Origin of the sequence: Burkholderia sp. LMG 13014, assembly GCF_905232215.1 — a bacterium.
Lineage (GTDB): Bacteria > Pseudomonadota > Gammaproteobacteria > Burkholderiales > Burkholderiaceae > Burkholderia.
The window spans coordinates 1-25,429 of record NZ_CAJNKE010000005.1 but is presented as its reverse complement, the minus strand read 5'-3'; the positions used below and the strand labels follow the sequence as shown (position 1 = coordinate 25,429).

The following is a 25,429-nucleotide window of genomic DNA, read 5'->3' as shown; positions in this document are numbered from 1 at the left end:
GAGATAGGCCTCATGTCGTTGGGGCATCAATTCCCCCCGTAATGATGGGTCGTGCCCCATCCCGTCAGGCCAGCGGGATCGTGCCGGGCCTCGGAGTGCACCGTCGAATTTCTCTACCATTGTTGGCAGACGTCACGACGAGTTGAACGAAGCTTGTCGCGGGCGCGTGCATGGCGAAAAAGTGGTCCATGACGACAATGAACGTGCTGAGGCTGGCAGCGGCGAATGCCTGTTCATCGACTGTCAGCGTCACTTCCAGGCCCCGCACGAAGCTCGGCATCGGTTCTCCCGACAACCAGAGCTGCTTGACGCGATGGCTCAGGTTCGTCAGTCCATCCAGCAGGTTCGCGTGTCTCGCAGCATGATTCGAGAATTCGCGGAATACGCGTTTCAGATCCACGAGCCCCGCTCGAGTCAGTTCGATCGAGTGTGGGGCGAGCAGCGCGATAAACCGCCATACCGCATTTCCATCGCGCGGCAAACGTTCGACCTCCGTCGGAGTGCTCAACATCACGATGCGTGACACTAGCGCACCCTGCTCATTGACCAGATCGCCATCGTCGGCACCGAATCGCATCGTGCGAGGGAGATCGCCATTCGAGCAGGTGACATCTACCACTATTTGCTCAATCCCGGTCTCGGCAGCGGGTCGTCCGTCCAGTCCGACCAAATCGAGTGCGGTCTCCTTCTTGTCCGATGGAGCAGCTGCGTTGCGTTGCTTGGGCACCCAGTAGGGACCGGCCGGCTTCGTAGAACTGCCATGCATGAGCGATGTGAACGGATGAATGACGTTCGCCCGGGATGCGTTTGTCGTGGCGCGGACTGCGTCGACCGAGCAGATTTCGACGTCGGCGACATCGGTATTCTGGGATCGGACGGGATACGTGCCGCTGATCGGGTCTCGCTTGAGCGACAGTGATGTGAGTTGGAACAGGTTGACGATTGGCGTGCAAAAGAGCCTGAGATGGTCGGCCGACAGGTTCTTTAACCTCTGGGCGGCCGGCGAATCCGGGTGAATACTGGAAATGGCGAGGTGGAGTGTCAGACGTGGCCCGGAGCCTGCCGCGCGCGCGAGCGACGCGAGATCGACGTCGACAAATTCGAATTTCTTCGGATACGCAAAGTATTCGCTCAGCAACCTCAAGGCTGCCGGGCCGTCATCTTCGTCAATCAACCTCTCGGAATCACCGTAGCCGGCTGCGGCAAGGGGCGGCGCGTTCAGTGCCTCCCAGCGATGTTCGGTGTCCTCGACGAAGGCTGCGGCCGTGTATATCGTCATCGCATCCATTGTGGCGCTGACGACTTCGCTGGCGCCACTGATGTGGATGCGCAACGGGTGGGGCATGGCGTCGATGCGGAAGTCCGGCCGGGCAACTTCGAAGGTGATGGAGAGCAGGCCAGCCGTGTTCGGAGGCAGCGCCACATTGGACGGGGCGGCCGACGCCGACGTGTAGCGTGCATCCGAAATACGGACGGGTGCCAGCGTTACGTCATAGACGGTTCGGAAACGGTAGTCTTCGGTCTTGCTGACCAGCTCTGTTGCGCGGGGAGCGATGGACGGCTCGGTGATTTTGTCGAACATGTCCGAGACATCGAACTGGGCGACCGCGCATGCCGGAAACGCGCGTAGATACCGGGGGTAAAGCATGCCGAGGAGGGCGTCGGCAAACTCCGGATAGCTGTCATCGAGCCGACTGTCTATATCCGCCGCGAGGAGCGCGAACGACTGCAGCATTCGCTCGAGATGGGGATCTTCGGAACGGTCGCCGCTGATCCCGAGCCGAATGGCAATCTTGGGATAGCGCGATGCGAAGGCGGCAACCGATCGGCGTAGTAGTGCAAGTTCTCGTTCGTAATGCGGAAGCAGGTAATCCATCGCGTAAAGTGAGGAGCCGGCACGACGACAAAACTGTCTGTTCGCCGTTTGGCGGTTGCGCTGAATGGTGTCAGGCATACTAAGGTCGGCTGTCGCTATGATAACCGCTTAATCGACGACGCTCGTTGAAGTGTTCTCGACCGACTGGCAGGGCCGCGATGCCGTGATTGCGTGAAGTTCCCGAGCCGTCCGCCGACCAAGCCTGATTCCAATAGACTTTCCGCAGCGAACGGCTGCCTGCACCGATGCGTCAGATCCCTTTTCTTGCCTTTGCGCTCTCGGCCCTCGTGCCCGGTCTGCTGTGGTCGTATTTCACCGGCGATCACGGGTCGCTGAAATATTCCATTCCAATCGCCTATTTCGGCACGGCAGTGTTTGCAATTCCACAATATCTGCTGGTAGTGAAATACTGGCGCGTTTCCGTGATCGCATCGTGTCTGTGTGGCGGGATTACTGGATTGTTGACTTGGATTGCCACCTTTTTGATTTACACGTCGATCTGGGATGACGATCTTTTCAAAGCCGGTTTGTCGGCCGCTTTGGGGTTCCTGGCGTTCGTATGTCTGGGTGCGGTGGCGGGATGCGTGTTCTGGCTCATGCATCGTTGGCAACGATCCAAAGGCTGATCCGGTTCCGGTCTCAACGGGTATCGGTGTGCCGGAGCCGCGCTGGGCACGTGCATGGCACCTGCGAAGCGTGGTGAGGCGTGTGTGCTTCCCGGGCGCGAATTCGCGGCGCTTGGCAGGCGCATGGCCAGGAGCGGTTCTGATCGGGGCGCGGTTTCCGGATTCGGGATGGCACGGGCGCTGATCCGTGCGCCACGCTCCTTCGTCGTGGCGGCTTCCGCTACCGGTCGCCTGGTGAGTTCCCGTGTCGCGGGCGGCGCCTGTCGCGGTGTCGCACGTGTCGGTCGAGGTGGGTTGCCACCCGCTTCGGGCGTTGGCAATCGTTTGCACCCGGCCACCCGGACATCGGCTTTACCCTGAGACGCACGCGTCGCCCGCCCGCCTGCCGGCACCCCGCGCCAGCTTTCCGCGCCGATGCTGCAGTGCAATTGATCAGTATCTCGTAACAACTGCCCGGCCGCGAAGCCCCGGCGTTCTCACTTTCGATACCGATCCTAACGATCTTTTTGGGGCTCGCTACTTTCGATATCATCCGATAATTGCCTTTTATTTTCGTCTAAAATCGCGCTTCTTCTTACTTTAGGACGGAAAGCGTTTTGAAAAAACTGACGAAAAATCTCTCGCGCACGGCCATCGCCGCATGCGTTGCTTATGCCGGGCTCATGCCCTTATCCCGGCCCGCCGAAGCCCAGGTCGAACCTCTGAAGAATCCCGTCTACGGCGTGACCCTCGACGACCTGACCAAGCTGGACGCCATCGTCGCGTCGCTGCAGAACCTGCCGTACAAGCCCACCGTGCGCGTCGTGTTCGATCCGGGTACGTCGGCTGCCGACTACTACGCACCGCTGCTGCGCCTGCACGCAGTCGCGTACGTGATGGGCGAAGTCTACGATTCTTACTATTTCCCGACAGATCTCGCCACGTATCAGGCACGAACGCAGGAACTGGTGTCGCAGTTGAAGAACACCGTCGACGTCTGGGAGATCGCGAACGAAATCAACGGCGAATGGCTGCGTAACGACCCGAGCGGCACCAACAGCGTGGTCAACTCGCAAGAGCAGCAGATCGGCCAGATGGTTGCCGCGGCCAACCAGATCGTCAAATCGAACGGCGGCAAGACGGCCATCACGCTGTACTACAACGACGACAGCAAGGGCAACAACTGCTGGGAGAAGCCGCAGGATTACTGGAAGACGTGGCCGACCACCTTCCTGTCCTCGACGGTCCGCCAGCAGGCCGACTATGCACTGTTCAGCTACTACCCGTACCAGGATTGCCCGGGGCTGAGTCCGACGTGGAAGAACGATTTCGCGGCGCTGGAAAGCATCTTCCCGAACGCGAAGGTCGGCTTCGGCGAAATCGGTACCTCGGAAATCTCCGCGCCGGCATCGGTGCAGCAGAACCTGATCAAGACGTACTACCCGATGGTCAACAGCATGACCGATCCGCGTTTCATCGGCGGATTCTTCTGGTGGAACTACGTCGAGCAAATGCTCCCGTATTCGACGAGCTCGTACTTCCAGCTGTTGCGTCAAACGATCCTTCCGCTCAAGTCGCCCAACTAAGCGACAAGCGCCGTTCAAGATCAAGCGTCAGCGTCGATGGCTAGAACCACAATGTCGCGCGTACCACGAGACCACGTGCGCGTGCCGCTGACGTCAAACCGAACCGATATTGCACCGTGACATCCAGATAGCTTGCCGGCGCGCTATAGCGGCCTTCGCGAAACCAGTACCGCAACTGGATGCCGGGCCCGGCGCCGATCGCCGTCTTGTCCGGTTGTCGATTGTCGTGATCGCCAGCCACCGCGGCGTGGGGGTAGATGGTCAGCCGATCGCTGATCATCGGCAAGCGCCAGGTGTGCCCGTAACGCAACTCCGAATAAATGATGTACCGACCCGCACTGATGAAGTACGCGCCCTCGACATACGCCTGCCAGCTGCGCCAGCTCGGTTCCGTCACCCTCAGGTCGGTCCCCGCTTCCGACGAATAACCGAGGCGCATCAGCCAGTCGGTCATCGACAGGCTGCCGATGTGGAACAGCCGCTCGGCGGTCAGCACGACGTTCTGGTCGGGCAGCGGCTTGTAGCGTGCGCCCACCGAACCCTGCACGGTCGGCATGCCGGTCACGTTGCCCGTCCCGTCGTAGGCCGTGCCGTATCCGCGCACGAAGAACTGGAAGATGCGGCCGTTCTGATAGCCGATCTTCGGCGGCTGCCAATACACCTCGATACCCGGCTGCAACACGCTGATGGTGCCTTGCGGGCCGAACGCGGCCGACTGGTACGGCGCGCTCAGCACGAACCCCCAGGAGCGCTGAAGCTGCTCGACTTCCCGCCGATAGCCGAACTTGTGCTGCGCATCGAACGTGTGTTCGTTTTCGTCGGCGTCGAGGCTGTGCTCGAACAGATCGATGGACTCCTGGTTCAGCCCGATCCGCTTGGCGGCGTAGCCCGCGTCCGCGTAGTTCATCGCGTTGCCGGCACCGCCGGAAAATCCCTCCTGGAACGCGTCGAGCGCCTCGCGATCCTTGTGGTCGCGCAGCAGGTCATAGGCTTCCTGCAATTTCTGTTGCGCGGTATTGTCCACCGGCGCCTGAGCGGCCTGATCGTCTTGCCGCGCCTGTGCCGCGATCGACGCAGCCATGTTGCGCTCGCCGTCCGTCGTCGCATCGCTGGCCGCCAGGTCCGCCATGCGGATCGCGGTGTCACGGTCGCCGGCCTGCAGGCTCATCTGAGCGATACGCAACTGGACCACGGCCGATTTTTCATCGGCCAGCGGCGTCAGTGCAATGCCGGCTTCATGCGGACGCTTCGCGGAGAGCGCGCTGTCCGCCCAGGCGAGGCGCAGGTTGCGCTGCTGTTCCTTGCTCCATTTCCCGGTCGCGACGGCGGTGGCGAAATCGCTGCATGCAACGTCGTAGCGCATCTGACGCTGCGCCAGGTAGCCATGCTGCGCGCGTACCGCCGCACTCTTCGGAAAACGAACGATCAGCGATTCGGTCATCGCGTCCGCTTCGTCGACTTTGCCTTCCCGTCTGTAGACATCGACGAGCAGCAGCCCGAGCTGTTCGCTGCCGGGCTGAATCTTGATGGCGCGCGACGCATACACTTCGGCGAGGGGCAGGTCGCCGGCATTGATCGCCTTGTAGGCGCTGTCGGCGAGCCGGTAGGCTTTGGGCGTCAGGTGCTGGGCGGCGGATGCCGGCGCCTGCCAGGCCAGCGACACGGCGATCGCCAGTGCGCTCAACCGTGCGCAGCGCTTGAGGCTGGCCGCGATCGGGAGTCTCGAATGCTTCATGCCTGTTCTCCCGACGGTTTTTTCGCGGGAGCGCCCTGCTGCGCTGCCGGATCGCCGTCGCGTACGCGTGCGAGTTCGACGAAGCGCGAGTGCCGGGCGAGTTCGGCGGAAATCTCCAGGTCGCAGGCAATGAAATAGGCGACCTTCGTCCGGGCGCCGCGCCGCACGACATCCTGTTCGTCCGGCGTGAGCGGCCGCCCGACCGCGATGTTCAACGTGCCGTCGTCCGCCGTTGAAAACGGGACGGCCCGATACGCGTACTGCAGCTCGAATGCCAGCGAATCCGCGAAGTGGCCCACCGCGACGTTGCCCAGGCACACCCGAGGCAGTTCGGCTTGTTCGGCGATTGCATCCGCCAGCGATTCGGTCGAGAGCGCGCTACCTTCGATCAACAACTCACCGAGCCGCTTGCCGCAGATCAGCTGTTTCTCCAGGCTCGCCTGCAATTGCTCCAGCGTGACCACCCCCCAACCGACGAGGATCTCGCCGATCTTGAGGCGCGCTTTGCCGAGTTCCTGGTTCGACAGGTAGGTATGACTGGTCTTGTCCCACGCGATGGGCTTGCCGCTCACGAGATGGCCGAGATAGATGCGCCACGCGCGGCAGACCGCGTAGAAATTGATCAGGTTGTTGACGAACATCCGCGGAATCGAGAGCAGCCCCTGGACCGGGCCGTTCAGCTTGCTGACGAAGTGATAGCGTTGCCCCGCACGCGCAAACAGCATGGCGGTGTTCACCCACAGCAGCGGCGCGACCCAGGAGCCCGCCGCGAGGGCGGTGGCGCCGGCAGGGATGGCATGGCCGGCTTTCTGAAGGGCGGCCAGCAACAGGAAGTTGAGCAGCACGCCATAGGCGATCACCGAAAACAGTGACGTCACGATGCCTTTGCGATCGTGGAAGAACATGTAGCGGGTGAGCAGGTTGCCTTTCCAGCCGAGTTGCTCCCAGCCTTGAAAGGCGATGCCGAGAATCCAGCGGGCGCGCTGACGGTAGGCGGTGCGAAATGTCTTGGGAAAGTACTCGCGCGTGGCCAGCAGGTTTCGATTGACGACGCTGCTGCCGGCACGCTCGCGCCCGGTGTCGCGCGCGATATCCGAAAGCGGAAAGCGGGCGAAGGTTTCCTTCATGCCGAGGTCCCTCAGCCGAAAGCTGAAGTCGTAGTCCTCGGTCAGCGAACTGGTGTTGAACGGGCAACCGTTGCGTTCCTTCATCGCCGCTTCGATCGAGCGCCTGCTGTAGCACGACGCAACGCCCGCGCCCGGGACGATGCCGGTCAGGCGGGCCCGCACCGGCACGTCCTTCTGGTGCGTTTCGCTGAAGTCGTCGAGGTAGCAGCCGGCGACGAACTCGTTCCACTTGCGCGGCAAGGACAGCACGGGAAGCTGGACCAGGTCGCTCTCCGCAACCGCGTGGTTGAGGTACTTGAGTTCGACCGGATGAATGACATCCTCGCAGTCGTGCATGACGACGCCCGCGAACTGGATGTGATGAACCGCTTCGTAGCGCAGGATGGCTTCGACGATCCAGTTCAGGCAGTCCGCCTTGCAGGTGGGCCCGTCGTTCATGACCGTCGCGCGCGTGACCCTGCCCGGATACCGGCGGACCATCCGTTCGACCTCGGCCGTGGTTTCGGCATCGTTGTGATAGGTGCCGACGAATATCACGTAGCGCTCGTATTCGAGGGTCGCCAACGTGTTTTCGATCATCTTGGCGATTACGTCATATTCTTTCCAGGCCGGCACCATCAGCGCCAGATGCCGCTCTTCCAGCGTGCGCAGCATGCCGATATCGATCGTTTGCGATTTTTCGCGGCGCAGGATCCGCCCGATTTCAAAGGACCAGTAACAGGCGTCCAGGGTGAGGTCATCCAGTGTGCTCACCAGGATGACGATTGCGGTCACAATGGTGACAAGGTTAAGTGCATATAAATATGCACTCCAAATCATGTGATCCATCATTTTTTCCGCACTGTTATCTTGTATTGGATTATTTCCCCTCGTACCGACGCAAGACGAAACGTTCTCCGTCCTCGTCGCCCCCGTCACGTCCACTCCGTGGTTTGCGCCACGCGCATGTCTACCGCTCAAAAAGGCGCTGCGCAGGGCGCGACCTTCCTCGATGCGGCCCCGTTGCATCGCGCACGATGCAACGTGTTCAGTGGATGACTTTTCGACAGCCTGTTCCCTGCTTGCCTGCCGCCGTCCCTGCACGCGTCAGCGCTTGCAGCGGCTCTCCACCCGGCGCACGCGCAGTGCTCCCCGCGCACCGGCTTCGCAACCCACTGCTCATGTAGCAAGTCGTGCGCCATCGCTGCGCGACCCTTGACCTTGCGGGCGTCGCGCGGGGCGTCGTGCAGGATCGGCCCACCGAATCCGTGCCAAATGTTTCAGTGCTGAAACGCGCGATCGACCGACCGGATGACACATCGTTTTCAGACCCTCCGACGCGCCGCGACCGTGGCCCTCGGGAAATCGCCACGCGATTCCAGCGGTGGCCGGCAGGATGGATTGGCGTTGAACCGGAAATGCGGTGCGTCAGTCGTCATGGCGTGTGCATGTCACCCGTGACGATCGCCGCGTTGCATCGCTGCAATGAACGGCGATTGGCTGGTTTTCCCTGAATCGTACGAACAAGTTTTGCGTGTTTGTCCGATTAAATTCGTGACACCGCCGCGTTGCACGCGTGAAACGTTTTATCGACGCATTTTCGAGCTGCGTAGATGCGTCAATTTCGGCGCCTTGTCGCTATGCCCTTTTGGGACCGATGGTACGGTTCTAGCTTGACAGTCAAAACATCTCCTGCCGGATTTATTCGTCTGGTTTCAATCGCGCAGCAGAAATTCACGACATAACGCCCCGAATCCGGATGGCGCTTCGCCGTGCTCGTTTCGTTAACGAGATGGACTTATTTTGCATATCAAAGGATGAAAATCATGCCTTCGCATCGCAAGCAATCTTTTCGGAACGGGTTGAGCACCGCCGGATCGCTCGTCGCAATAATCGCCACGCTTGCATTCGCCGTCGGCGTTCAGGATGCGAGTGCGCAGCAGAACGGCAATTCTTCTGTCCAGAGTAAGGTCAAACCGCCTCCGCTGCCGAACGGCTCGTCTCAGATCCAAGTGAAAGCAGGCATGTCCGACGAGGATTGGGACAAGGCGTACAAGGAAACGGGCCGCCCGAAGTTCGACAGGAAGTCCGTCAAGAAATCCAATGGCAATGTGGAACGTGACTAGGGAGAAACGGCCATGAAAAAGATCTTGCTCGTCATCGCCCTGCTTGCGGGACTCGCGCAAATGACATTGCCGGGCACCGCGCATGCGCAGGCCACCACCGCCCATACGCTCGTACTGTACGACAATCCGGCGAACGATCCTTATTCGAAGCTGGGCCTGATGTACAGCATCATGCTGAGGAACCTGCTTGGCCATTTCAATACGACGGTCGATCTGGTTCCGATCCAGAACTACACGTCCGGCATGATCGGAAGCCACGACGCGACGTTCTATATCGGCGACTACTACAACAACCCGATTCCGACGGCGTTCCTGAGCGACGTGATGACCGCCCAGAAGACGGTGGTCTGGTTCAAGTACAACCTGTGGGAACTGGCATGGAACACGGCCTACACGTTCAACCAGACCTACGGGTTCAGCTTCCAGGGCCTTGCGGGGATGAACGCGACGCCTTCGGCGAGCAATCCGAATCCCGGCTTCTACGACACGGTCTCGTACAAGAACCTGTCGATGGTCAAGTACTACGCGTATAACGCGTCGACCGGCGTCATCAGTGCGGATCCGGATGTCGGCCTGACCCAGATCGTCGATGCCACCAAGGCGCAGGCGCTCGTCACCATCAAGAACAGCCAGAGCGGTGCAACTGCGCCGTACGTCATGCGCTCCGGCAATCTCTGGTACTTCGCGGACATGCCGTTTTCCTACATCGGCCCGACGGATCGCTACCTGGTGATTTGCGACATCCTGCACGACATCCTGAAGACCAATGCACCGGTGAATCATCGTGCGCTCGTCCGCCTGGAGGATCTCGACGCGTACACGACGACGAGCTCGATGCAGAAGCTGACGAATTTCCTGTACTCGAAGAAGATCCCGTTCACGATGGCAACCATCCCGTTGTATACGGACCCGAACGGCTATTACAACGGCGGCGTGCCGGAGACGATTCATCTGGCACAGGCAACCGGCCTCAAGAGTGCGCTGAACTATGCGGTCGCGCACGGCGGCTCGATCGTGATGCACGGCTATACGCACCAGTACGATTCGACGCCGAACCTGCAGAACGCCGTGAGCGGCAGCGATTACGAGTTCTGGTTCGCCGTGCAGAACCGCCCGGTCGATGAGGACTCCGTGCAATGGGCGGAAGGCAGAATGGCCGATGGACTGCTCGAGTTCACGACCAACGGCTACAAGGTCGTCGGCTGGGCCGCGCCGCAGTACCAGATGTCGCCGGCCGCATCGTCGGCAACCGCCCTCACGTTCCCGACCACGTTCCAGCGGGCCGTGTATTACACCGCGACCAATCCGCAACTGGGAACGGGTGCGGCCAACCAGGACTTTTCCGCCGGGCAGTTCTTCCCGTACATCATCAACACCGATTACTACGGGCAACGAATCATTCCGGAGAACCTGGGCAGTGTGCAGTACAACATCTGCAATATCGACCCGTTCTCGTGCATCACGTACACGTGGCAGCAAATCGTGACCAATGCCCAGTATGGTCTGGCGGTGCGGGACGGGTTCGCGTCGTTCTTCTTCCATCCGTACTGGCTCGAACCCGATCTCGGATTGCCGGCATACCAGGACTTCCAGAGTCTCGTCACCGGCATCACGAATCTCGGCTACACGTGGGTGGACGGCACGACGGCCAAGTGACGCAGGCGTAGCTTCAGCCCCGTGCGACCCGCATTGGCAACGCGGGTCGCACGTTTGCGTTTGATCGGCTACGATGACGCGCAGGCATGCTTCCCGGGGAGCCAGCGATGACCACGTACGCGATCCCGGCCTTGCGCAGGATTCGACAGCGCATGGGCCGGTTTCGGCTCGCAGCACGACCGGGCCTGCTCGCCACCGCGCCGCGTTCGTCCCGGGCGGCGACGCTGGCCGCCATCGGCGCATCGCTCGTCGTGGCCGCGTGCAGCTGGACCGCGTACGACGTGCACGCGGACGGCATCGTCTGGCAAGTGGACAACTCGACGACGAATCCGGTCGGCAACTGGCAGATGCTCGGCATAAGCGATCTGCTGATTCAATGGACCGTCGTCGACGATACCGCGTACCTCCCCAACACCCGCATCCAGCCTGCTGCGCACCTTCCCGACTGGGAACGTATCGGTCGTGAGCCATGGGCCAGAAACGTCATCCTGGGCCTGGCCGGCTACCAGGACGAAAAACGTGCGCGCACCCATCTGTCGACGCTCGCCGACCAGTCCCTGGAAGTGGCGCACGCATCCGTCCCGCTGCATGTCACCGGTTACTACTTCCCGGTGGAAATCGATCCGACCTGGCAGGATGCCCCCAAGCTCGCCGCGGTCCTGCAACGGCTGCCGCGCCCGCTCTGGGTGAGCGTGTACGACCAGACCAATATCGGCGGAAAGGCGCTCGCGGACTGGCTCGCAGCGTGGCTGCCTTCGGACGTCGGCGTGTTCTTCCAGGATGGCTGCGGCGTCTATGCCCGCGAGCCGTTTGTCGCGCGCAGCTACCTCGACGAACTCGTTTCAAAACTGGGCAAACGGCGCGTGCGGGTCATCGCCGAGGCGTTCCGGCCCGCCGAGCGCGGCGGGTTCCGTTCAGCCAGCGCCGACGAGCTGAGCAAGCAACTGCTCGCGTATCGCGGCTATTCGGTCTATCTGTTCGACGGTCCGCACTACGTGTCGGACGACCTCACGCGCGCGCTCTCGACGTGGAAGCCCGGGCCGCCGCCGGTCGCGCCTGCGGGGCCGGCGCATTGATTCGGCGCGATCCCGGCAAGCCGGGCGGGCGGGGCGAACGCGTGGCGAAACAATCGGACAGATTGGTTTTCCGCCGGCAACACGTGCCCGGAATCCGGTGTCGAAACGTGGGCATACCCGGTGTTTCGCTTCCTCCGCCCACGCGCCATTTGATGACCAAACCGCAAGACCTAGTGCATAGATATCGTTTGCCGCGGCCTTAATGACTATCGACAATCGTGGCTCGATTTCACCGCCGTGGCGCCAGACGCGCCGCGGTGGCCGGCATCGGGCGGCTATCCCGGCCGCCCGCGCCATCCAGCTCACGACGACATGTACGCGTTCACTCCCTCATTCCAGAATCCCGCTGGTTCGCCGATCCGCGAACTGTTCAAGTACCTGTCCGAACCCGGCATGATTTCATTCGCGGGCGGCTATCCGGCCAGCGACCTGTTCGACGTCGACGGCCTGAACGCGGCCGCCGAGCGCGCGTACGCGCAGCCGGTGCGCTGCCTGCAATACGGCCCGACCGACGGCCTTGCCGAACTGAAACAGCAACTGATCGCGCTGATGGGGCGCCGCGGGGTGGCGTGCACGGCGGCCGAACTGCTCGTCACGACCGGTTCGCAGCAGGGCCTCGACCTGCTGCTGCGCGTGATGGTGTCGCCCGGCGACGTCGTGTTGACCGAGCAGCCGGCTTATCCGGCGACGCTGCAGGCGATGCGTCTGCAGCAGGCGCGCATCGTGACGATTCCGGTCGATGGCGACGGTCTCGACGTCGATCGTCTCGGCGAGCAGCTCGCGTCCGGCGCGATCGCGCAGCCGAAGCTGCTCTACACGGTGCCGACCTTCGCGAACCCGACGGGTGCGACGCTCACGCGAGAACGCCGGCTGAAGCTGTTGCGTCTCGCCGTGCAATACCGTTTCCTGATCGTCGAGGACGATCCGTACGGCGACCTGCGTTTCGCGGGCGAGGCCGTGCCGTCGATGCTGGCACTCGCCGATGAAGTGGACGGCGCGCGCGACTGGCTCGTGCATTTCGCGAGCCTGTCGAAGATCGTCGCGCCTGGGCTGCGCGTGGGCTGGACCATTGCGCCCGCCGAAATCGCGCGGCGCTGCGTGATCGCGAAGCAGACGGTCGATCTGTGCAGCACGCCGTGGACGCAGGCAGCCGCCGCCGAATATCTGGCCGACGGCGCGCTCGAACGCCATCTGCCGCGCATCACGGCCGCGTACCAGCGCAAATGCGATGCGATGTGCGACGCGCTGCGCGACGGTCTTGGCGATGCGATCGAATTCCATCGACCCGAAGGCGGGATGTTCGTGTGGGCGCGGATCGGCGCGGTGTCGTCGGACGTGCTGCTGCAACAGGCGATCGCAAACAAGATCGTGTTCGTGCCGGGCAAGGCATTCTTCGCGGACAACGTCGACGCGGCCTCGCTGCGCCTGTCGTTCGCCGCGCCGGACGTCGACGCGATCCGGGAAGGCGTTGCGCGCCTCGTGCGCGCGTATGGTGCGGCGCTGGCCGCTTGAGGAGACATCCACGTGAATATCACCGTCAACGACACCGTATCGATGGGCGCAGTATCGGGCGCGGGCGATCACCGGCTGGTCGCGCACCGTTCGTCGCAGATCAGCGCAGGGCCGCAGTATGTGGCCGACGTGCTCGGCCGCTTCGGCGCGGAGCCGGCAGCCGACATCGGCGACGCGGCACCGGTCGTGCTCGGCTACAACTGAGCCGCACGGCGACGGCCGGCGCGCGATGCGCGTGCCGCTGCCGCCGCAAACGGGTAAGCTTGCGCGATCGCCACCTGCACGATCGCCGCTTCGTCATGCCTGACTCAACGTCCGAATCGCTCGCGCACACCTACGAGCGCCTGTGGTCCTGCCTCGAATCCGGCGTGAGCGCGCAGCGCTCGCCGTTCACGATGCTGCAGGCCGCGACGCTCGGCATCGACGGCGCGCCGAAAGTACGTACGATCGTCTTGCGGCAGGTGAGCCGCGTCGATCGCGTGCTGTCGTTTCATACCGATGCGCGTTCGGAGAAGGTCGCGGAGCTAAGCCGCGATCCGCGCATCGCGCTCGTCGCCAACGATCTCGATGCGCTCGTGCAGATTCGCGTGGACGGTGTTGCATCGATCTGCGACGACGACGCGCAACGGCGCGCGATCTGGCAAGCGAGCCGCCCGCATACGCTGCTGCTGTATCGCGCGCCATTGCCGCCGGGTACGCCGGTCGAGTCGCCTGAAGCCGCGCATGTCGACAGCGCCGCATCTACGGATGACGGCTACGACAACTTCTGCCTGCTTCACGTGACCGTAACGCGTATCGACTGGCTCGAACTCGCGCGCACCGGCCATCGCCGCGCAGTGTTCGACTTGCGTGAAGGCGGCTACGACGGCCGCTGGATCGCGCCCTGACCCTGCTGTTCGTCGGACACCGCCTGCGCGACCATCCACTCGCGCATCACGACGATCGCATCGTCGTCGCGCCGCTCGGCCGGATACACGAGATAAAACCCCACCGACAGCGGAAACGCGAAATCGAACGGCTTGCACAGCCTGCCCGCGGCAATGTCGCGCTCGACGAGCGGGGCGGTCGCGAGCGCGATCCCCTGGCCGGCGACGGCCGCATCGATCGCGAGCGACGTCTGGTTGAAGCGCAGCCCCTTGTGCGGATCGACGTCGACGGGATCCGGCATCGCGGCGAGGAATGCGGGCCACAGGTCGTGCGCGTCGTGCAGCAGCACCTGGCCCGCGAGCGCGCCCGACGACGCGGGCGCGGCCAGCAGCGCGGGGCTGCATACCGCGCACACGTCGAGCGGGAACAGCGCATGCGTGGCGAGATGCTTGCCGAACGGCGGCTTGCCGTAGCGGATCGCGAGATCGACGCCGTCGTGGCGGAACGTCGCGAGCTGCGGGTCGGCGATCACGCGCACGTCGTAGTCGGGATGCGCGTCAGTGAATCGCGCGAGCCGCGGGATCAGCCATTTCGACGCGAACGACGGTGTCGTGCTGATCGTCAGCGCGGCGCGCCGCTTCACGAGCTTGTCGGTCGCGTCGGCGATCGCGTGCAGCGCGCGCTGCACGTCGGAGAAATACGCGGCGCCGTCGTGCGTCAGCGCGAGGCCGCGCGGCAGGCGTTCGAACAGCTTCAGGCCGAGCACGTCCTCGAGGTGGCGCACCTGCTGCGCGACGGCGCCCTGCGTGACGCCGATCTCGTCGGCGGCGGCGCGGAAATTGAGGTGCCGCGCGGACACTTCGAACGCGCGAAGCGCATTCAGCGGCGGCAGGCGGGAGGGGCGAGGCGGCATCGTCAGGCTGTAGAAAAACTATCGGCTGGAGGCAGAAATACTGGTTCGACAGTCGGCATCGATGCGCCTACATTACCACCATGGCGCGCCGAACGGCGGCTGCGCGGCGGCAAGATTCGAACGAGGAGCAAATCGTGACTGTAGAAAAAGTGGCGTTGATCACGGCGGCGGGCAAAGGCATGGGCGCGGCGATCGCGCGCGAACTGGCGGCGACGGGCTATCGCGTCGCGCTGATGTCGCCGTCGGGCAGCGCGGTGGCGCTCGGCGAGGAGCTGGGCGGGTTCGGCATCCAGGGCTCGGTGACGGAAGAAGCCGACATCGACCGGCTCGTGCAGGAAACGGTCGCGCGCTACGGCCGCATCGATGCGGTCGTGAACAACACCGGGCACCCGCCGAAGGGCGAGCTGCTGGCGATCACCGACGACAACTGGCACGTGGGTCTCGACCTGATCCTGCTGAACGTGGTGCGCGTGATGCGCCGCGTGACGCCGATCTTCCAGAAGCAGGGCGGCGGCGCGGTGGTCAACATCTCGAGCTTCGCGGCGGACGCGCCCGAGCAGCCGATGCCCGTTTCGTCGGCACTGCGCGCGGCGTTGAGCGCGTGGACGCGTCTTTACGCGGAGCGCTATGCGGCCGAGAACATCCGGATGAACGCGGTGCTGCCCGGCTTCATCGACAGCTGGCCGGAAACGCCGGAAATCGTCGCGCGCATTCCGGCCGGCCGCTTCGGCAAGACCGGCGAGATCGCGAAGACGGTCGCGTTCCTGCTGTCCGACGGTGCCGGTTACATCACCGGGCAGAACATTCGCGTCGACGGCGCGATCGTCAAGGCGCTCTGAGCGTCGTACCGGCGAGCGGCCGCACCGGCCGGCCCGCTCGCCGTGCAGCCGCTACAAACGCGTACAAATCAGACAAATCCGGGATACATCAGACCTTTCAAATGGGCGACGCCGCGTGACGAGGGCGCGCCGGATTGAAAGCGAGGGCGCGTTTCCCGCGCGCGGCATGTTCACTTTCCACTTCACGAAAGGAGATGCCGAACGATGTCTTCCACACCGTTTTCCCCGATGCGTCGCCACCTGCTGGCCACCTCCGTGGCCGCCGGGGTCTCGGCGATGCTGCCCACCGCGCTGCATGCGGCGACCGGTAACAGCGGCATACGCCCGTTCACCGCGCACATTCCCGATGAAGCCGTGGCCGACCTGCGCCGCCGCATTGCCGCGACGCGCTGGCCGGGCCGCGAGACCGTTGCCGACGAATCGCAAGGCGTGCGGCTCGCCCGCATGCAGGCGTTGCTGCGTTACTGGGGCACCGACTACGACTGGCGCAAGGGCGAGGCGCGCCTGAACGGTTTCCCGATGTTCACCACGGAAATCGACGGGCTCGACATTCATTTCATCCACGTGCGTTCGCGGCACGAGAACGCGATGCCGATGATCATGACGCACGGCTGGCCGGGTTCGATCTTCGAGTTGCTGAAGGCGATCGGCCCGCTGACCGATCCGACCGCGCACGGCGCGAGCGCGGACGATGCGTTTCACGTCGTCGTGCCGTCGTTGCCGGGCTTCGGCTTCTCGGGCCGGCCGACGCAGACCGGCTGGGGTTCCGACCACATCGCGCGCGCGTGGGGCGAGCTGATGGCGCGGCTCGGCTATACGCGCTTCGTGTCGCAGGGCGGCGACTGCGGCTCGGTGATCTCGCACCGGATGGCGATGCAGCGCGTGCAGGGCCTGGCCGGGATACACGTGAACATGCCGGCGACGGTGCCGCCGGATATCGCGACGCTGCTCGCGACCGATGCGCCCGCACCGGCGTCGCTGTCGCCGAAGGAGAAGGCCGCGTACGAGAAGCTCGCGACGTTCTATCGCGACAACTGCGGCTACTCGGCGATGATGGTCACGCGCCCGCAGACGGTCGGCTATGCACTCGCCGATTCGCCGTCGGGGCAGGCTGCGTGGATGTACGACAAGATCTCGCAGTGGACGTACAGCGGCGGCGTGCCCGAACGCTCGATTCCGCGCGACGAGATTCTCGACGACATCTCGCTGTACTGGCTGACGAACACCGCGACGTCCGCCGCGCAGATCTACTGGGAGGATCACTCGAACAACTTCAATGCGGTGGATATCTCGCTGCCGGCCGCGATCACGGTGTTTCCAGGTGAGATCTACCAGGCGCCGCGCAGCTGGGCCGAGCGCAGTTATCACAACCTGATCTACTTCAACGAAGTCGACAAGGGCGGGCATTTCGCGGCATGGGAGGAGCCGGAGCTGTTTGCTCGTGAAGTGCGTGCCGGGTTCCGGCCGTTGCGGCGCGGGTAAGCGAGGACGATTGGCGAACGCGGGCGGCGCAGTCATGCGGCTTGCGTTCGCTTCTGCTTTATCGCGAAAACAGCGGTTACTTTGTTTCTGTCTGCAGAAGCAATACGCGCTTCCGCGCACGATTGAATGACATATCGATGAAATTCACGCTGCCCGACCGAAACATTCCATCGTAATTATTTGATTCAAAAGCGATTTTGATAAATATCAAAAATATATCGCATGAATTGTCTGATGGTTTGAAACCCTTAATACAATGATTCGCGGCGGAAAGGCCAATCGGCCCTTTCACAGTTTCGCTCCGTGAAAAAATACGACCCGGGGTTTCACGATGACGAATAGCGACGTGCGCGAGTCACGCGTGCCGTGCAACGGCATGCGACCGCTTGAAGGCCGAAGGGGAATCGTCGTCGGCATGGCGAACGAGCAGAGCATCGCCTGGGGATGTGCGCGCGCTTTTCACGCGGCTGGTGCCGAGCTGGCCGTGACCTGGCAATCCGACCGGGCGTTGCCGTATGTCGAGCCGCTGCTGGAACAGCTGAAGCCGGCGATCGCGATGCCTCTCGACGTGAGCCGGGCCGACCAGATGCACGCGCTGTTCGACACGATCGGCGAGAAGTGGGGCGGCCTCGATTTTCTGTTGCATGCCGTTGCCTACGCACCGAAGGCCGATCTGCACGGGCGGGTGGTCGACAGTTCGCCGGACGGGTTCGCACTCGCGATGGATACCTCCTGCCACTCGTTCATCAGGATGGCGAAGCTTGCCGAGCCGTTGATGACATCCGGCGGAAGCCTGATGGCGATGACCTATATCGGCGCCGACCAGGCCATTGCGGAGTACGGCGTGATGGGGCCGGTCAAGGCGGCGCTGGAGGCCACCGTTCGCTATCTTGCCGTCGAACTGGGGCCGGCCGGCATCCGCGTGCATGCGGTTTCGCCCGGCGCATTGCCCACGCGGGCGGCCTCCGGGCTGCCGAATTTCGATCACCTGCTTGACGACACCGCACGGCGCGCGCCGTTGCGCCGGCCACTCGACATCGACGACGTCGGCGGGCTGTGCACCTTTCTTGCCAGCGATGCCGCACGGGCGATGACCGGCGGCGTTCACTACATCGACGCAGGGATGCACGTGCTCGGCTGACGCGAGGCGGCCGCTCCCGGAATGCGTCGAGATGGACCTTGCCCTCTGGAGAACAGTGTTATGGATGCTGTTACGCAACTGGCGCGCAGTCATGAGATCGCCACGGAGATTGCCCTCGTCCTGCAAAAGCGCACGCAGCACGCGCTGGAACAGGTCGGGAAACGAGTAGGCGAAGCACTCGACGGCAGCGACAGCCGCGACCCGGGCGCCGCCCCCCTGACCACGCTTTTCTCGCCGCTGGGCGCGTGGCATTACGCGGTCGATGCCGTACAGCGCTCGCTGCTGTTCTGGGACACGTTGCGCGAGCGCGGCACGCAATACGTCGAGCGTACGGCCCAGGGGCTCAAGCCGGTGCTTCATTTCGACTACGAAGTCGTGCTCGACGGCCGGCAGTTCGAACGGCCTGTCAATTACGCGCTGGTTCACATCCAGCCGCCGGACGGCGTGATCGTCGACGCCGGCAAGCGGCCTTACCTGATCATCGATCCGCGCGCGGGGCACGGCCCCGGTATCGGCGGCTTCAAGGACGATTCGCAAGTCGGCGTGGCGTTGCGCGCGGGGCACCCCGTGTACTTCGTCGTGTTCTTCCAGGAGCCCGAGCCCGGCCAGACGCTGCTCGACGTGTGTGCGGCGGAACAGGCGTTCGTGCGGAAAGTACGGGCGCTGCATCCGGACAGCCTCAAGCCGGCCATCGTCGGCAACTGCCAGGGCGGGTGGGCCGCGATGATGCTCGCGAGTTCGTCGGCGGACGATACGGGCCCGATCGTCATCAACGGTGCCCCGATGTCGTACTGGAGCGGTGCGTGGAGCGACGGGCCCGGCGACAATCCGATGCGCTATGCCGGCGGCCTGCTCGGCGGTACCTGGCTCGCGTCGTTCTCGTCGGACCTGGGCAACGGCAAGTTCGACGGCGCCTATCTCGTGCAGAACTTCGAGAACCTGAACCCCGCGAACACGTTGTGGGACAAGTACTACCACGTGTACGACAACATCGACACCGAGCCGCCGCGCTTCCTCGAGTTCGAGCGCTGGTGGGGCGGCTACTACCTGATGAACCGCGAAGAGATCGAGTGGATCACGCACAACCTGTTCATCGGCAACAAGCTCTGGTCCGGCGAGGTGCGGGACGGGGCGGGCAAGGCGTTCGACCTGCGCGAGATCCGCTCGCCGATCATCCTGTTCGCGTCGATGGGCGACAACATCACGCCGCCGCAGCAGGCGTTCAACTGGGTCGCGGACATCTACGGCAGCACGGAGGAGATCAAGTCGCGCGGGCAGGTCATCATCGGGTTGATGGAAGAGGATGTGGGGCATCTCGGCATCTTCGTGTCGGGCAAGGTCGCGAAGAAGGAGCACGCGCAGATCGTCAGCGTGCTGGATGCCGTCGAAACGCTGGCGCCCGGCCTCTATGCGATGTCGATCGAGGAGGTGAAAGGCGCCGACGGGCAGGTCGCTTACGAGGTCACCTTCGCCGAGCACCGTCTCGAGGAGATCGCGCAACACTTCAACCGCTTCGGGCGCAAGGACGAACAAGCGTTCGAGGCTGTCGCCGAGCTGTCCGAATTCACGCAGCGCGCCTATGAACTGTTCATGCAGCCGTTCGTGCAGCAGGCCTCGAACGAGACCACGGCACGCCTGTTGCGCGATTTTCATCCGCTGCGCTTTCAGCGCTGGGCGTTTTCGGATCTGAATCCGTGGCTCGGCTGGCTGAAGCCGGCCGCCGACACGGTCCGGGCCCACCGCCAGCCGGCCGACGATATCGCGCCGTGGCGCAAGCTCGAACGTCGTGGCGCCGATATCGTCAGCGCGTCGCTCGACTATTTCCGCGCGATGCGCGATGCGGGCACCGAGTCGCTGTTTTTCACGCTGTACACCGAGCCCTTCATGCTGCATTTCGCGGAGCAGTATCGCGACCGTCATGCGGCTTCGCCGGTCGCGACGGATCCCCGCGACCTGCCGTTCGTGAAGGAGGCGCTCGCATCGATCGACCGGGGCGGCTACACCGAAGCGGTGGCGCGCGCCGCGTTTCTGCTCGAGCGCAGCGGCGAACCGTTTCCGCTGGCGCAGCTTGCAACCGAGCGCGAACTCGCGGAAACCTACGCCGAGTATCTGCCCGACCTGCCGCCCGATCAGTGGCGGCGCATCTATGGCGAGCAGGAGATCATCGCGACTTACGCGCCGCAACAGGCCGTCGCCACGCTGCCGGCACTGCTTGCCAGGCCGGAGGATCGCCAGCGGCTGCTGACGTTGCTGGACAAGCTGCTGGGCGATGCGCGCGTGCAAAGCGCGTCGGTGAGCGAGCAGCAGTGGGCGGCCCTGCAACGCATCCGCGCGGTGCTGGGTGCGCCGCCTGCCGTGCGGCCGGCCAAGGGGCCGGCGGCGGCACTCGATCGTGTGCAGTGACGGACAGCAAGGAACCGAGATGGAAAACAGACACGAAAAATATCAGCGCCTCATCGAACACTGCCAGACGCTGGCACCGATGCCGACCGCTGTTGCGCATCCGTGCGATCGAAGCTCGCTCGAAGGGGCGCTGGAGGCGGCGCGCAAGGGGCTGATCGACCCGATCCTGGTCGGCCCGCGTGCACGTATCGAAGCGACTGCCGCTGAGTTCGGGCTGTCGATCCGCGCTCACGAGATCGTCGATGCACCGTACAGCGAGGCGTCGGCCGCGGCAGCGGTGCGACTCGTCCGCGACGGCCGGGCGTCCGCGCTGATGAAGGGCAGCCTGCACACCGACGAGCTCATGGCCGAAGTGGTGCGGCACGATGCCGGATTGCGCACGGGCCGGCGCATCAGCCATTGCTTCGTGATGGACGTGCCCGCGCACGCCGATCCGCTGATCGTGACCGACGCGGCGATCAATATCGCGCCGACGCTCGAGGAAAAGGTCGACATCCTGCAGAACGCGATCGATCTGGCGCATGCGCTGGAATTTCCGCAGGTCTACGTGGCGATCCTCTCGGCGATGGAGACGGTCAACCCGAAAGTGCCGTCGACGCTCGAAGCCGCCGCGCTGTGCAAGATGGTGGACCGGCGGCAGATTACCGGCGCGCTCGTCGACGGCCCGCTTGCGCTCGACAACGCGATCGATCCCGAGGCCGCGCGCATCAAGCAGATCGATTCGCCGGTGGCCGGGCACGCGAACGTGCTGATGGTGCCGGATCTCGAAGCCGGCAACATGCTCGCCAAGAGCCTGTCGTTCCTGGCCGGCGCGGACGCGGCGGGGATCGTGCTCGGCGCGCGCGTGCCGATCATCCTGACGAGTCGTGCCGATTCGTTGATCACCCGGCTGGCTTCCTGTGCGGTCGCGATGCTTGTCGCGAACGTGCAGCGTGAAGCGGCCAGGCGCGCGGGGTGACGCCATGGCAGACGTGATTCTGGTGTTGAATGCCGGCTCGTCGAGCATCAAGTTTTCCGCATTCGACGTGCAGGGCGACACGCTCGGGCTGATCGTGCACGGTCAGGTCGACGGCCTGTATACGGCCACCGCGCACTTCAGCGCCGTCGACCGTCACGCGGAGCGTCACGAGCGGCAATGGGCCGGCGGCGATACGTTCGGCCATCACGAAGGGCTCGAGCAGATCGCCGCGTTCCTGGAGGATCACCAGGAAGGGCACCGTCTCGCCGCGGTGGGCCATCGCGTCGTGCACGGCGGGCAACGCTTCAGCGGCCCGGTGCGCGTCACGCCCGAGATCGTCGCCGAGCTGGAAAAACTCACGCCGCTCGCGCCGCTGCATCAACCGCACAACCTGACGCCGATTCGCATCCTCGAAGCGGTGCAGCCCGGTATCGAGCAGGTGGCCTGCTTCGACACGGCGTTCCATTGCACGCAGCCCACGGTGTCCCAGGCGTTTGCGCTGCCCGAGTCGATCACCAGCCGGGGCGTGCGCCGCTACGGCTTCCACGGGCTCTCGTACGAATACATCGCGAGCGTGCTGCCCGACGTTGCGCCGCAGGCGGCGCGCGGGCGCACGGTCGTCGCCCACCTCGGCAACGGCGCGAGCATGTGTGCGCTCGTGGCGGGCAAGAGCGTCGCGAGCACGATGGGGTTCACGGCGGTCGACGGATTGCCGATGGGCACGCGTTGCGGCAACCTCGATCCGGGTGTCGTGCTGTTCCTGATGGACGAACTCGGGATGGACGTGCGCGCCGTCGAGGATCTGCTGTATCGGCGCTCCGGGTTGCTCGGGGTGTCCGGCCTGTCGAGCGACATGCGGACCTTGCTCGCGAGCGACGATCCGCACGCGCGCTTCGCGATCGAGCTGTACGTCTACCGCATCGCGCGCGAACTCGGTTCGCTTGCCGCCGCGATGGAGGGCATCGACGCCATCGTTTTCACGGCTGGGATCGGCGAGCACGCGGCGGCGATTCGCGAAGGGGTGCTGCGCCGCGCGGCCTGGCTCGGCGTCGAGATCGACGTCGCAGCGAACCGCGCGGACGGGCCGCTGATCGCGACGGCGTCGAGTCGCGTACCGGCGTGGGTGATCCCGACCAACGAAGAGCTGATGATCGCGCAGCATACGCGCCGGTTGATCCGGTGACGGACGGACGTACAAGGAAAGGAGCCGTCATGGCCGAACTACTGCTGGTCAACGTCGAAGAACACGCACGCGACGACGAAGTCGGCGCGTTCCTGAAACGGCATGGATTCCCGCTGTTCGATTCGATCGAGCGCGTGCCGGCCGGGATTGGCGACCCCATCGCGTTGCTCAGGTTCAATACGTTGTCGTCGGTCGCGATCTACACGCTGCGCGAGCGGATCGACCACATATCGTGGCGGGGGCGCTCGATTCGTGCGCATATCCTGCCGGATCGGAAGGAGTGAACGGCTTTGCATGGCCGGAGCCGGTGCGGTGTCGGGACGCGCAGCAAGATGCTCCGGCCATATCGCGGTCGGTCGCTGTGTCGCGCACAAGCGCGGTTTGAACGGTGAGCGCGAGCTATGGGTTGTGTGGTCCGCGTTCTTGAACATGCTGACGCTTGCGAATCAAGTGGTAGTCGTCACGTCAGCAGTCGAGCAGCGATGGCATGCATCTCACAGAACGCTGCATGCACCATGTGAACCCATCAACCGCATCACGATCGATGCGGCAAAGAAGACAACGGTCAGCGCGACCAGGAATTCTATCCACGTCACCCTGAACCATTGAAGACGCCGGGCGATCGCGGCGACTGCGATACAGGCAACGAGTCCGATCAATATATCGTGTGGATAGTCGATGAAAGCGATCAGAACCGCTGAACCCGCGAGGTACACGGTCCAGAGCAGTGCATCACCGAGCTGCCCGCAGTACCCCGCCGAGTAGCCGGACAATCCTGCGAGCGCCAGCGCCGCAAGCCCGAGTAGGGTCCGGATTGTCGCGAGCCAGAGTGGCGGCTGCCGAGCGACTTCCATTGGCTGGAGTGCGCCTGATTCATTGGCGTCAGTCAATTTGTCACCTGAAGTCGAATGGGTTGTCGCCCCGATAACCGGAGTATCGCCGTAATCGGGCAATCGGTGGCACGGACGGGGGCGACCACACATTTCCATGACGCGAACATAGGCCCGCGATTGCCGGGTTGTTTCGGTGCCGACGCCGACGCCACGGGGCCGATGGCGCCTTGCGGTAGCCCGAAAGCGTCGTTCTTCGCCCCTTTTTTGAATCGCCGTGTGTCGTGTTCGCACACAGATACGTTGGGATACAAAGCCTCTGGATGGATCGGATATAAATCCGGTGAAGCGATTCACACGGCGGCGCAGTGCCTGCACCGCCACCGAGAACGCCGATTCCCGAGTGCCCGCACGTGCCGCGGGCCCCTTCCGTAGCGATCGACAATGGAGAACGAGTCATGCCTGAAACCGTGAACACCCGCCGCCGCCTGATCCTCGGTACGACGCTGGCAAGCCTGAGCCTCGCCGACCTCGGCTTCAGCGCCCTCGCGCATGCGCAGTCGGCGCCCGATGCGCCGGCGACGAAGCGCTCGGCCGGCGTCGCGTCGCTGGGCACGATTCACCAGATCGACGCGGGCGTGCTCAACGTCGGGTATGCGGACCTCGGGCCGAAGAACGGCCCCGTCGTGTTCCTGCTGCACGGCTGGCCATACGACATCTACAGCTATGCGGAAGTCGCGCCGCTGCTCGTCGCGGCCGGCTATCGCGTGATCGTGCCGTACCTGCGCGGCTACGGGTCGACGACGTTCCGCTCGGCCGACACGGTGCGCAACGGCCAGCAGGCCGTGACGGCCGTCGACATCGTCGCGCTGATGGACGCGCTGAAGATCGACCGCGCGGTGTTCGGCGGCTACGACTGGGGCGCGCGCACGGCCGACATCATCGCGGCGCTGTGGCCGCAGCGCGTGAAGGCGCTGGTATCGGTGAGCGGCTACCTGATCGGCAGCCAGGAGGCGAACCGCAAGCCGCTGCCGCCGCAGGCCGAATTCCAGTGGTGGTATCAGTTCTACTTCACGACCGAGCGCGGCGAACTCGGCTACACCGCGAATCGCGACGCGTTCAACAAGCTGATCTGGCAACTCGCGTCGCCGAAGTGGCAGTTCTCCGACGAAACCTACGCACGCTCGGCGGCATCGTTCCAGAACCCCGATCACGTGGCCGTCGTGATCCACAACTATCGCTGGCGCCTCGGGCTCGCGAAGGGCGAGGCGCAATACGACGATATCGAACGGCGTCTTGCGGCCGGGCCCGCGATCACCGTGCCGACGATTACGATGGAAGGCGATGCGAACGGTGCGCCGCATCCGGAACCGGCCGCGTACGCGAAGAAGTTCACGGGCAAGTACCAGCACCGGACGATTACCGGCGGGATTGGCCACAATCTGCCGCAGGAAGCGCCGCAGGCGTTCGCCGATGCGATCCTGCAAGTGGAGCATCTGTGAGGCGGGCTCGCGTGGGCGGCGTGCATCGCGGCG

The 25,429-nt window shown here is 63.9% G+C and carries 21 protein-coding genes; 16 read left to right on the top strand and 5 right to left on the bottom strand.

Features of this window, described 5'->3' with window-relative positions; translation table 11 throughout:
- Positions 1-64: 64 nt before the first annotated feature.
- Positions 65-1,954: a type VI secretion system baseplate subunit TssF gene (tssF, locus tag JYJ84_RS01660; protein ID WP_236027148.1), complete on the bottom strand. Its 1,890-nt coding sequence runs from the start codon at positions 1,952-1,954 to the stop codon at positions 65-67.
- A 167-nt stretch (positions 1,955-2,121) separates the two neighbouring features.
- Between tssF and JYJ84_RS01655 the strand changes: the two genes are divergently transcribed.
- Together JYJ84_RS01655 and JYJ84_RS01650 are read left to right on the top strand one after the other, a co-directional pair.
- Complete coding sequence (locus JYJ84_RS01655) at positions 2,122-2,502, top strand: hypothetical protein (RefSeq protein WP_122948816.1); 381 nt, start codon at positions 2,122-2,124, stop codon at positions 2,500-2,502.
- 662 nt (positions 2,503-3,164) lie between these two features.
- On the top strand, positions 3,165-4,067 hold the full coding sequence (locus JYJ84_RS01650; RefSeq protein ID WP_226238293.1) for a hypothetical protein: 903 nt from the start codon (positions 3,165-3,167) through the stop codon (positions 4,065-4,067).
- A gap of 40 nt (positions 4,068-4,107) precedes the next feature.
- Here the strand turns inward: JYJ84_RS01650 and JYJ84_RS01645 are convergent, their stop codons facing one another.
- Positions 4,108-5,802, bottom strand: coding sequence for a bacteriophage N4 adsorption protein A (locus JYJ84_RS01645; protein WP_122948818.1), 1,695 nt, complete (start codon positions 5,800-5,802; stop codon positions 4,108-4,110).
- Positions 5,799-7,757 carry a glycosyl transferase family protein gene (locus JYJ84_RS01640; protein ID WP_226238289.1) on the bottom strand — a complete coding sequence of 653 codons (1,959 nt, stop codon included), beginning with the start codon at positions 7,755-7,757 and terminating at the stop codon, positions 5,799-5,801. The genes JYJ84_RS01645 and JYJ84_RS01640 overlap by 4 nt, the downstream gene beginning before the upstream one ends.
- A gap of 968 nt (positions 7,758-8,725) precedes the next feature.
- Here JYJ84_RS01640 and JYJ84_RS01635 point away from each other — a divergent pair.
- The 6 genes from JYJ84_RS01635 to JYJ84_RS01610 all read left to right on the top strand — a co-directional run bounded on the left by JYJ84_RS01635 (position 8,726) and on the right by JYJ84_RS01610 (position 14,165).
- Positions 8,726-9,034, top strand: coding sequence for a hypothetical protein (locus tag JYJ84_RS01635; protein ID WP_226218328.1), 309 nt, complete (start codon positions 8,726-8,728; stop codon positions 9,032-9,034).
- A 12-nt stretch (positions 9,035-9,046) separates the two neighbouring features.
- Complete coding sequence (locus JYJ84_RS01630; RefSeq protein ID WP_122948821.1) at positions 9,047-10,690, top strand: DUF2334 domain-containing protein; 1,644 nt, start codon at positions 9,047-9,049, stop codon at positions 10,688-10,690.
- Between the two features lie 107 nt (positions 10,691-10,797).
- The gene (locus JYJ84_RS01625; protein WP_174962049.1) at positions 10,798-11,766 is read left to right on the top strand and encodes a hypothetical protein; all 969 of its coding nucleotides are present in this window, start codon (positions 10,798-10,800) and stop codon (positions 11,764-11,766) included.
- A 312-nt stretch (positions 11,767-12,078) separates the two neighbouring features.
- A complete protein-coding gene (locus JYJ84_RS01620; RefSeq protein ID WP_174962051.1) occupies positions 12,079-13,278 on the top strand; it encodes a PLP-dependent aminotransferase family protein in 1,200 nt (399 codons plus the stop codon).
- Positions 13,279-13,290: 12 nt separating this feature from the next.
- Positions 13,291-13,482 (top strand): hypothetical protein, encoded by a 192-nt coding sequence (locus JYJ84_RS01615; protein ID WP_175219237.1) that lies wholly within the window; start codon positions 13,291-13,293, stop codon positions 13,480-13,482.
- 95 nt (positions 13,483-13,577) lie between these two features.
- Positions 13,578-14,165 (top strand): pyridoxamine 5'-phosphate oxidase family protein, encoded by a 588-nt coding sequence (locus tag JYJ84_RS01610; RefSeq protein WP_175219239.1) that lies wholly within the window; start codon positions 13,578-13,580, stop codon positions 14,163-14,165.
- Here the strand turns inward: JYJ84_RS01610 and gcvA are convergent.
- A complete protein-coding gene (gene gcvA, locus JYJ84_RS01605) occupies positions 14,138-15,058 on the bottom strand; it encodes a transcriptional regulator GcvA (RefSeq protein ID WP_175219242.1) in 921 nt (306 codons plus the stop codon). The genes JYJ84_RS01610 and gcvA overlap by 28 nt on opposite strands.
- Positions 15,059-15,192: 134 nt before the next feature.
- Here gcvA and JYJ84_RS01600 point away from each other — a divergent pair, with 134 nt between their 5' ends.
- From JYJ84_RS01600 to JYJ84_RS01570, 7 genes are all read left to right on the top strand, one after another.
- The gene (locus JYJ84_RS01600; protein ID WP_175219244.1) at positions 15,193-15,897 is read left to right on the top strand and encodes an SDR family oxidoreductase; all 705 of its coding nucleotides are present in this window, start codon (positions 15,193-15,195) and stop codon (positions 15,895-15,897) included.
- Positions 15,898-16,101: 204 nt separating this feature from the next.
- Positions 16,102-17,379 (top strand): epoxide hydrolase family protein, encoded by a 1,278-nt coding sequence (locus tag JYJ84_RS01595; protein ID WP_175219246.1) that lies wholly within the window; start codon positions 16,102-16,104, stop codon positions 17,377-17,379.
- Positions 17,380-17,710: 331 nt separating this feature from the next.
- Positions 17,711-18,520 carry an enoyl-ACP reductase FabI gene (gene fabI, locus JYJ84_RS01590; RefSeq protein WP_374102081.1) on the top strand — a complete coding sequence of 270 codons (810 nt, stop codon included), beginning with the start codon at positions 17,711-17,713 and terminating at the stop codon, positions 18,518-18,520.
- Between the two features lie 60 nt (positions 18,521-18,580).
- On the top strand, positions 18,581-20,923 hold the full coding sequence (locus tag JYJ84_RS01585) for a DUF3141 domain-containing protein (RefSeq protein ID WP_175219249.1): 2,343 nt from the start codon (positions 18,581-18,583) through the stop codon (positions 20,921-20,923).
- Between the two features lie 19 nt (positions 20,924-20,942).
- Positions 20,943-21,881 (top strand): phosphate acetyltransferase, encoded by a 939-nt coding sequence (locus tag JYJ84_RS01580; RefSeq protein ID WP_174962061.1) that lies wholly within the window; start codon positions 20,943-20,945, stop codon positions 21,879-21,881.
- Between the two features lie 4 nt (positions 21,882-21,885).
- A complete protein-coding gene (locus JYJ84_RS01575) occupies positions 21,886-23,064 on the top strand; it encodes an acetate/propionate family kinase (RefSeq protein ID WP_175219251.1) in 1,179 nt (392 codons plus the stop codon).
- Positions 23,065-23,093: 29 nt separating this feature from the next.
- Positions 23,094-23,348 (top strand): RNA-binding protein, encoded by a 255-nt coding sequence (locus JYJ84_RS01570; RefSeq protein WP_122948831.1) that lies wholly within the window; start codon positions 23,094-23,096, stop codon positions 23,346-23,348.
- Between the two features lie 210 nt (positions 23,349-23,558).
- On the opposite strand, the gene JYJ84_RS01565 is transcribed toward JYJ84_RS01570, so the two are convergent.
- Positions 23,559-23,954 carry a hypothetical protein gene (locus JYJ84_RS01565; RefSeq protein ID WP_226238285.1) on the bottom strand — a complete coding sequence of 132 codons (396 nt, stop codon included), beginning with the start codon at positions 23,952-23,954 and terminating at the stop codon, positions 23,559-23,561.
- Positions 23,955-24,352: 398 nt separating this feature from the next.
- Between JYJ84_RS01565 and JYJ84_RS01560 the strand changes: the two genes are divergently transcribed.
- The gene (locus JYJ84_RS01560) at positions 24,353-25,396 is read left to right on the top strand and encodes an alpha/beta fold hydrolase (RefSeq protein ID WP_175219253.1); all 1,044 of its coding nucleotides are present in this window, start codon (positions 24,353-24,355) and stop codon (positions 25,394-25,396) included.
- Positions 25,397-25,429 lie beyond the last annotated feature (33 nt).